This window comes from Bartonella sp. CM86QHHN (assembly GCF_042194695.1).
In the GTDB taxonomy this organism is placed as follows: domain Bacteria; phylum Pseudomonadota; class Alphaproteobacteria; order Rhizobiales; family Rhizobiaceae; genus Bartonella.
In genome coordinates this window covers 1-7,289 of sequence record NZ_JBHIND010000067.1, presented here as the reverse complement: position 1 = coordinate 7,289, position 7,289 = coordinate 1, and the positions used below count along the sequence as shown (strand labels likewise).

At 37.4% G+C, this 7,289-nt stretch carries 10 protein-coding genes; 1 reads left to right on the top strand and 9 read right to left on the bottom strand.

The genetic code is table 11. The features are described from left to right. Positions 1–210: 210 nt before the first annotated feature. The 9 genes from ACFIKX_RS07750 to ACFIKX_RS07710 form a co-directional block, all read right to left on the bottom strand. A complete protein-coding gene (locus tag ACFIKX_RS07750; protein WP_375627690.1) occupies positions 211–984 on the bottom strand; it encodes a hypothetical protein in 774 nt (257 codons plus the stop codon). A gap of 84 nt (positions 985–1,068) precedes the next feature. After that, positions 1,069–1,821: a hypothetical protein gene (locus ACFIKX_RS07745; RefSeq protein WP_375620302.1), complete on the bottom strand. Its 753-nt coding sequence runs from the start codon at positions 1,819–1,821 to the stop codon at positions 1,069–1,071. Positions 1,822–2,157: 336 nt separating this feature from the next. Continuing rightward, positions 2,158–2,547: a hypothetical protein gene (locus tag ACFIKX_RS07740; protein ID WP_375627689.1), complete on the bottom strand. Its 390-nt coding sequence runs from the start codon at positions 2,545–2,547 to the stop codon at positions 2,158–2,160. A gap of 172 nt (positions 2,548–2,719) precedes the next feature. Further along, positions 2,720–3,076 carry a hypothetical protein gene (locus tag ACFIKX_RS07735; protein ID WP_375621830.1) on the bottom strand — a complete coding sequence of 119 codons (357 nt, stop codon included), beginning with the start codon at positions 3,074–3,076 and terminating at the stop codon, positions 2,720–2,722. Next, positions 3,063–4,181, bottom strand: a complete 1,119-nt coding sequence (locus ACFIKX_RS07730) for a hypothetical protein (RefSeq protein ID WP_375627688.1) — start codon at positions 4,179–4,181, stop codon at positions 3,063–3,065. The genes ACFIKX_RS07735 and ACFIKX_RS07730 overlap by 14 nt, the downstream gene beginning before the upstream one ends. Continuing rightward, entirely contained in the window at positions 4,171–4,644 is a 474-nt protein-coding gene (locus tag ACFIKX_RS07725; RefSeq protein WP_375646105.1) for a crossover junction endodeoxyribonuclease RuvC, read from the bottom strand. Before ACFIKX_RS07725 ends, ACFIKX_RS07730 begins: the two co-directional genes overlap by 11 nt. Before the next feature lie 15 nt (positions 4,645–4,659). After that, positions 4,660–5,418 (bottom strand): hypothetical protein, encoded by a 759-nt coding sequence (locus tag ACFIKX_RS07720; protein WP_375612681.1) that lies wholly within the window; start codon positions 5,416–5,418, stop codon positions 4,660–4,662. A gap of 12 nt (positions 5,419–5,430) precedes the next feature. Beyond that, on the bottom strand, positions 5,431–6,318 hold the full coding sequence (locus ACFIKX_RS07715) for a hypothetical protein (RefSeq protein ID WP_375661235.1): 888 nt from the start codon (positions 6,316–6,318) through the stop codon (positions 5,431–5,433). Between the two features lie 10 nt (positions 6,319–6,328). After that, on the bottom strand, positions 6,329–6,646 hold the full coding sequence (locus tag ACFIKX_RS07710) for a hypothetical protein (protein WP_375627684.1): 318 nt from the start codon (positions 6,644–6,646) through the stop codon (positions 6,329–6,331). 94 nt (positions 6,647–6,740) lie between these two features. Here ACFIKX_RS07710 and ACFIKX_RS07705 point away from each other — a divergent pair, with 94 nt between their 5' ends. Next, the gene (locus ACFIKX_RS07705) at positions 6,741–7,067 is read left to right on the top strand and encodes an XRE family transcriptional regulator (RefSeq protein ID WP_375627683.1); all 327 of its coding nucleotides are present in this window, start codon (positions 6,741–6,743) and stop codon (positions 7,065–7,067) included. Positions 7,068–7,289: the final 222 nt, after the last annotated feature.

Genomic DNA, 7,289 nt, shown 5'->3' with positions numbered 1-7,289 from the left:
AACCACTGAATCTACAGTGTGAATCCCATTTTTATTTTACTTAACAGCTTGCTTTTTGATACGTTTTGTGCAATAAAGAGATGTTCTTTTATATTTCGATTGGTTATTTTAATCGTTTATTTAGATCGCTAGCTGTTTTGATAATAAAAGCCGTGTCTTAAAGGACGCGGCTTTTTTGCTATAAAGCAGCCCCCCGCCCCGTTATTTTATTTATGCTGCTTTTTCAGTGATTACATCATTACTACAAACATCATCACGAAATGTTTTCTTTTCCTTAAGAGCGGCGTTGCCATAAATCTTAACATCTTTGTAAACAACCGCTTTTCCATAAACTCTTGCATTATCAAAAATATGAGCACCTTCGTATATATAAGAAGATCCTGATACTTTTGCATTGCCATAAACAAAGCCACTCACATCAGCACTATGCCAAACCTTGGCATTGTCATAAATTTTTGCATTTACAGCAATAAAGGCTTTCCCATAAACCACGGCATTGTTACAAACTTGACCACAAATTTTTGCATCACCATAAACCTTGGCATTGTCATTAACCACGCACTTGCCATAAACTACTCCCTTACCACGAACCCACATACTACCATTAACACTCGCATTATCAGAAACCTGTGCATTGCCATAAACATGGGTATCATGACCATAAACTTTAGCTTTTCCACTCACTATAGCATTACCATAAACTTTAGCATTTTGAGCAACAATGGCATCATTACGTATTTTTGCATTTTCAGAAACGACGGCATTCACAGCAACTATAGCATTATCATACACCCAGCAATTACCATCATGTGAGAGATTATCTTCACTTTCAATAAAGCCACCAAGGTCCCCTGTCTTTACATCATCGAAATCCCTTAATGCACGAATGCGATAAAAGTGTTTAGGTTGACGGGTTTCTGCATCGTAAACTTTTTTTATTTCGTCTGTAATTTCATATTTTTTAGATACATTTTTAGCGTTCATAGGTAGCTCCCTAATCTAATATTCAAACAAATTTTTAAATGAAATGATTATAAGGAGGCGCCCCCGCACCGCCCGCGCCGTTATTTAAGCAGCTTCTTTTTCATATTCTAATTCACATTCTAAATCGTCATCATTTTCCGATTCAAGATCAGCATCATAATAGTCTTCAAAATCATCATAATACTCATGACGATAATAATCATCTTCACTACCAAATTCGGGATATGCTTCATTCCAAATATGATCATCTGCTGTTAAAGAAGCGGCGCTATGAACATAAGAATCTCCTGAGATAAGAGCACCACATACAACGGCATCATCGAAAACACGCGCGTCATCACAAATATGAGCAGCGCCGCTTATTTTTGCATTGCCTCCAACATGAGCATCATCACAAATGACGGCATCATCAGAAATATGAGCATGATCAGTTACATAGGCATTATCATAAATCTTTGCATTGCCTTCAATTACAACAGCACCTTTAATATGAGCATTCCCATAAAGACGCGCATTGCCTCCCATAAAAATAGCTTCAAAAATAGCATTCCCATAAATTTTTGCATTCCCACAAACGTCTACAAAAAAGCTTCTTACTTTTGCATTCCCAGAAACGCGGGCATTTTGAAAAACGCGGGCTTTATCATATACCCAGCACGTACCATAATGCGATAGGTTGCTTTCATTTTCTATAAAACCACCTAGATCCCCTGCTTTGACATCTCCAAAATCTTTTAAAGCGCGTATACGGTATAATGTGAGACCAGTCATATGATCTATTTCATTGGTTAATTCATATTTTTTGGATGGTTTTCTCTTTTTAACTGTAGCACTCATGCTAGTAATCCTTGTGATAATTGGGTTTTGAATTGACAACCCATAAGGGCGCCGGGTGTTCAAAACACGGTCACAAGTCCGTCGTCACACTTTTCTCATAAAGAGTATTGTATGGTGTGAACACACCCGACATAATCGTTATATGCTAATCACAACATAAAAGACAGTCAGTATTTAAAGAAATGGGAAAAACCTTATCGGGGTCTATCCGCTTGTGATTTAGTGTTTTGAGCACTTGTCGACCTTTCTAAACGAACCTTTCATTAAAGTCAATACGTATTTTTTATTTTTTTTAATTTTTTTCATTTTGATACCTACCTAATTGAATATNTTTTTTTAATTTTTTTCATTTTGATACCTACCTAATTGAATATCAAGTGCTTTCTCTAGCTCGTTGTCTATATCATCATAAGTTTTCACTGCTTTAACTGTACGTTTTTTGATTTCCCTATTCACCTCATCTATCAACGCTTCGCAACTCAAAACGCTTTTCGGAATACCACCCCCATATATCCAAGCTTTCACTTGCGCCTTGGTACTGTAATCAACTTTCTCAGGCATCTCATGATACTGACCACCGTCAAATTCTTCATATTCTCTTGTACCATCATCATATTCGTAAAGATTGTAAAAATACTCTGCTACCCCTAATCCCCATGGGGCATGCCCCACCGCCGTTGCAACGAACTTTTTTCCCCCCTTCTGTTTACGTTTTTTTAAAAACATCTGGTTTAATATCCCCTATCTAAATCCATAACTTTACCAATGGGTTTATTTGCATCAAAATGGACTGTACAGAAGCGTTTTTAATTTCAATGTGGTTTCTATCACAAAATCTTTAAATCGCTCTGTACGGTGCCTTTCTGTCAATTTAAACGCATATCTATTCTCAAAATCATCAGCAAACTTCACTACTTTGCTGTTTATCCTTCAATGCTTTTAAATGCGATTTCATGACTGATGCTCCCGAAAAAAGCTCTGCTTTCAAATTTCTGCAATACTCTGCAAGCTCTGCTCCTGTTGGCATAAAGGTTTTCGATAATCCTTTTGCTTTTCCGCATATGATATCCTTAACAGCCTGCTTTAGAGCGTATTCTGAAGCATCTGATAAGGCTATGCTGTAATTTAAAGCGATAACATTAGGGTCTATATTTGCCGGTATTTTTAGACCAGAAAGCAAATAAGCAGCCGCCTCGATATGTTCAACCGTAACTTTCCGTGAAAGCAGTGCTTGTAAGCGATTACAGTCTTGCAAAACTTGCGATCTCTCCTCCAGCGTCAACGGCTTTCCATGCATAGAGGTTGGAGGGTACACACTCCGGTCCACTCTCTTGGCAAGTGCTTGCAAATGAACTGATAGCCTCTGTATCTCTGCTGCATTCTGATCCATAAGAATCGCTAGTGGTGATTGCTGCTTTGAGTGTACTGAAGCTTTGTGAAAGGCTGTTTGTGAAGTTATTTGTTGAGAGCTTATAGCGTTCGTTTGCATATCGTTTCTCCTGTTCTAATTTCTTGGTGAGCGTTCCATTCTGGTTAATAATCCAACCACACCAAGCACTTTGCCAATCGCGATTGTTTGCATTTCGACATGGGTTGGCTTTCCAATGAAGTTTAAATCTTTCGAATTCTAATAACGCCTCATCCTGCGTTAAGCCTTTATCGATTGCGTATTGCAAATCAGGTTCAAAATCTTCTGGTACGCTTCCAAGTTCTTTTTTCCCCTTACTTCGCTTGGCTTTCTTAGGAACGCTTTCTTGCTCGTGAATGATTGATTGGTTGGTTTGCTCTGATTGGCTTTCAACATCACACTCGATTGGCTCGTCAACCAAATCGATTGTTTCTAAATCTTCAAAATCAATTTCTTTTTTTAATAAAACGTTAGTTTTATTTTTTTTATATATGTTAATGTTATTGTTAATGGCATTGCGTTCGCATTGCGCAACACTATGCGCATCGTATGCGCTCTGCATGCAATCCGCATATGCGTTTTCTTTTATATGATTATTGTCATTTTTACCTTTTGTTTTATGCCATCTAGAATGAGCTGCTTTTGTTGCTGCTTCTGATTTCTCTTTGCTATCATTTAATTCTAATTCAACATCTGGGTTCCACAACCGACCATCTTCTAAACAAATGATATGTCCAGTTTCTAATAAAAGATCTAATGCCTTCTGAAATTTTTTTACTGAGCAGCCAGCCAATAAAGATAACACTTTAAAATTATTCGTAAGCGGCTCTCCTGTGCGAAGCATTTGAAAGCGCAACTTAACATATATGAAACCTTCAAAAGCTGGCAAATATGCAAGATCAAGTAGCCACTTGTCTGCAAAAAGCCTCGTCCATGGCAACTTAGTTGACATACTTCACCTCCCTTTCTTTAACTAAATATAAAATTGCTAAAGCATCTGCTTCGTTATCATCTTTCGGATTGTGCCCTTTTGCACGCACCGCCTTAATCATCTCTTCTTTTGAGGCGTTACCTTTTCCTGTCGTCGCTTTCTTAATCGTACTTACTGGTATCCCCTCATACGGTATCTGATGCTGTTCACACCACGCCGTTAACGTTGCTAACAAACCACCGTAAACATGCGCTGCATCTGTACCTTTATGACGCCTCACCTCTTCAAAATACACCACGTCAATTTGACCTGCTGTCTGCTTTATTTCTGATAGCCATTGTTTAAAACGCAAGTAACGCATTCCACCGCCTTCAAAACGGCGCGATTGAAAATTCACGGTACCACTGAACATGTCACCACTTGCACCACGTATCGCCCACCCCGTTTTGGTACCTAGATCAAAACAAAGAATTGTATTATTCATCACGTTTATGAAGCTCTAAAGCCATATTCCGCACTCCCAATAATAACGGAGTCGCTCCCATATTCTACGGTGCCAAGGTAGAGATGCCATGTATTGTTGTGGTGTTAACATAGACAATTTATAAGTCGTATTGGAAATGTAATTAAAGTTTGGAACTAGGTGATCACCACGTAATCTGCCGCCACCAAAAACAGCCCCTAAACCACTAATCCAACAATTACCTTCGTGACTGAGGTTCTCTTCACTCTCTACCCAGCCACCTAAATCACCTTTCTTTACTTTGCCAAAGCTTCTCAATGCTCGTATTCGGTGTAACTTGAAAGGACCGAGATCAACTGTATCGTCTGTAAGTTCGTATTTCTTTTTACTACTATTAACTAAATCACAACCACTAATAAAACCTGTATCAATCCATGCATCACCACACACACGGGCATTTTCACAAATTATTGCTGTACCGTATACATGTGCATTACCAAAAACTTTAGCATCAAAATAAACAATGGCATTGCCATAAACATGAGCGTTATCATAAACGTTGGCATTACCAAAAACCTTGGCTCGACCGTAAACCCTAGCACTACCATAAACCTTTGCATCGTCCCCAACCCAACAGTCTCCCTCATGACTTAAATTGCTTTCATTTTCAATAAAGCCACCTAAGTCACCTGCGTACACATCTCTAAAATTTCTTAAAGCACGTATACGATGAAGCGTAACTCCATTAACTTCGATTGTTTCATCAGTAGATTCATACTTCTTTTTAACTGTCATCTTATCCACTCCTCACTTACCCTTCTTCTTACTCTTCTTATTCTTATGAGGCGGCGCTTTTACTGCTTCATCACGCTGTTTAAGCTCTTGTGTTAGTCTTTGAATTTTCTCGTCACGTTCTTTAATCTCTTGCTTCAGTTGTTTAATTTCCTCGTCGTCGCGTTCTTCAATCTCTTGCTTCAATTCTTTAATTTCCTCGTCGCGTGATTGCACATCTGCTTTTAGTGTCCGTATCTTTTCACTTTTCCGTGTAAACTCTTCTCGATACGCATCTATACTTTGTTTTAGTTCTTCAGTCTTTTGTTTCAGTTGTTTAATTTCCTCGTCACGTTCTTCAATCTCTTGCTTCAGTTGTTTAATTTCCTCGTCGTCGCGTTCTTCAATCTCTTGCTTCAATTCTTTAATTTCCTCGTCGCGTAATTGCACATCTGCTTTTAGTGTCCGTATCTTTTCACTTTTCCGTGTAAACTCTTCTCGATACGCATCTATACTTTGTTTTAGTTCTTCAGTCTTTTGTTTCAGTTCTTTAATTTCCTTGTCACGTGATTGAACATCTGCTTCGAGTGTCATTACAACTTCACTTACATTTCTGAACGCCTTTTCATGCTCTTCAGTCTTTTGTTTCAGTTGTTTAATTTCCTCGTCACGTTCTTCAATCTCTTGCTTCAGTTGTTTAATTTCCTTGTCACGTTCTTCAAGATCCGCATCACATTCATCAATTGTCTGCTTGCTTTCCTTTAAATACCTAAACTCATTCTCTTTCATTTTTTTCTTAATATCTTGAACCTGCTCTTTAAGTGCTTTAACTTGATCGCGATAATGCAATGCAATACGAAACATCACTCCGCTTAAGAGCAAAACTGAAACCACTGCTATCCATAAAATCTCATTCGAACTCATCTTTGTCTCCTTAATGCTGTAAAGTTTCTCCGGTGTGATCAACACCGCAGCTCTTGCTAATTTTCGACATTGGGGGGTGTTGCTCTTGCATTAATCTCTGCAAGCGCTCGGGATAAAAAAAATCTTCTGGACGCAAATCTATCCCATGATCACGTGCGTAGGTTAATAATTGCGCTTGATAAATTGAAGGAAATAATCCATTAGCACCACCCTTCTCTTTAGAATAAGTGATACGATAAACAGCGCCTTTACATTTCTGCAAAATACGCGAAACGTTAACAGCCCCCCCTAAATATTTTATTATGGTATACGCAGGTTCTTTTTTCATAATAATAAAGTTTCATATTTCATGAATTTTATCAAGATAAAAATTCAGTTTTTTTTTATTGATTTTTCATGTCGCATGAAAGAGCCTTACTCTTATGGAATCGGATCAGTTAAAGGCGTGGCTTAATGAGCAATTAGCTAAAAATGGACATGGCAGCAAAAAAATGCTAGCTAAACACTTAGGAATATTGCCATCTACTTTGTCCAACATACTAAATAATTCAGCAAAAAATAAACCAATAAAACCTAGATTAATAAGAGCGGACGAGCTAATAAAAATTATTGATTTTTTTGGTGAAATCCCACCTTTTTTAATAAAAGAATCTGAACAATTTATTCGTCTTTATTATCAAGCAAAACCTGAAGTTCAGAAAGCTGTTTTAACGATTCTTCAAAACTCTTGTTCTTTAGACAAAGAATAATAGCTGCCATCACTTTTTTATCTCCATAATTCCAAAGTTTTTCTAACATTGTGTTATCCATAATTAATTTTTACCTTTATAAAATTTCATATTTTATGAATTTTTTTATTGACGACGTTCATTAAATATGAAATATAAAGACACCATACCCCGAAAAAAAAAACCTATGTCAAGGCGTTTTTTTCAAAATGTATTTAAATATTTTGATATGGAGGCATTTGT

Bases quoted from the DNA above. Each gene is read 5' to 3' on its own strand.
- ACFIKX_RS07750 (WP_375627690.1), bottom strand. From the start codon at position 984: ATGAACGCTAAAAATGTATCTAAAAAATATGAAATTACAGACGAAATA.
- ACFIKX_RS07745 (WP_375620302.1), bottom strand. From the start codon at position 1,821: ATGAGTGCTACAGTTAAAAAGAGAAAACCATCCAAAAAATATGAATTA.
- ACFIKX_RS07740 (WP_375627689.1), bottom strand. From the start codon at position 2,547: ATGTTTTTAAAAAAACGTAAACAGAAGGGGGGAAAAAAGTTCGTTGCA.
- ACFIKX_RS07730 (WP_375627688.1), bottom strand. From the start codon at position 4,181: ATGTCAACTAAGTTGCCATGGACGAGGCTTTTTGCAGACAAGTGGCTA.
- ACFIKX_RS07725 (WP_375646105.1), bottom strand. From the start codon at position 4,644: ATGAATAATACAATTCTTTGTTTTGATCTAGGTACCAAAACGGGGTGG.
- ACFIKX_RS07720 (WP_375612681.1), bottom strand. From the start codon at position 5,418: ATGACAGTTAAAAAGAAGTATGAATCTACTGATGAAACAATCGAAGTT.
- ACFIKX_RS07715 (WP_375661235.1), bottom strand. From the start codon at position 6,318: ATGAGTTCGAATGAGATTTTATGGATAGCAGTGGTTTCAGTTTTGCTC.
- ACFIKX_RS07710 (WP_375627684.1), bottom strand. From the start codon at position 6,646: ATGAAAAAAGAACCTGCGTATACCATAATAAAATATTTAGGGGGGGCT.
- ACFIKX_RS07705 (WP_375627683.1), top strand. From the start codon at position 6,741: ATGGAATCGGATCAGTTAAAGGCGTGGCTTAATGAGCAATTAGCTAAA.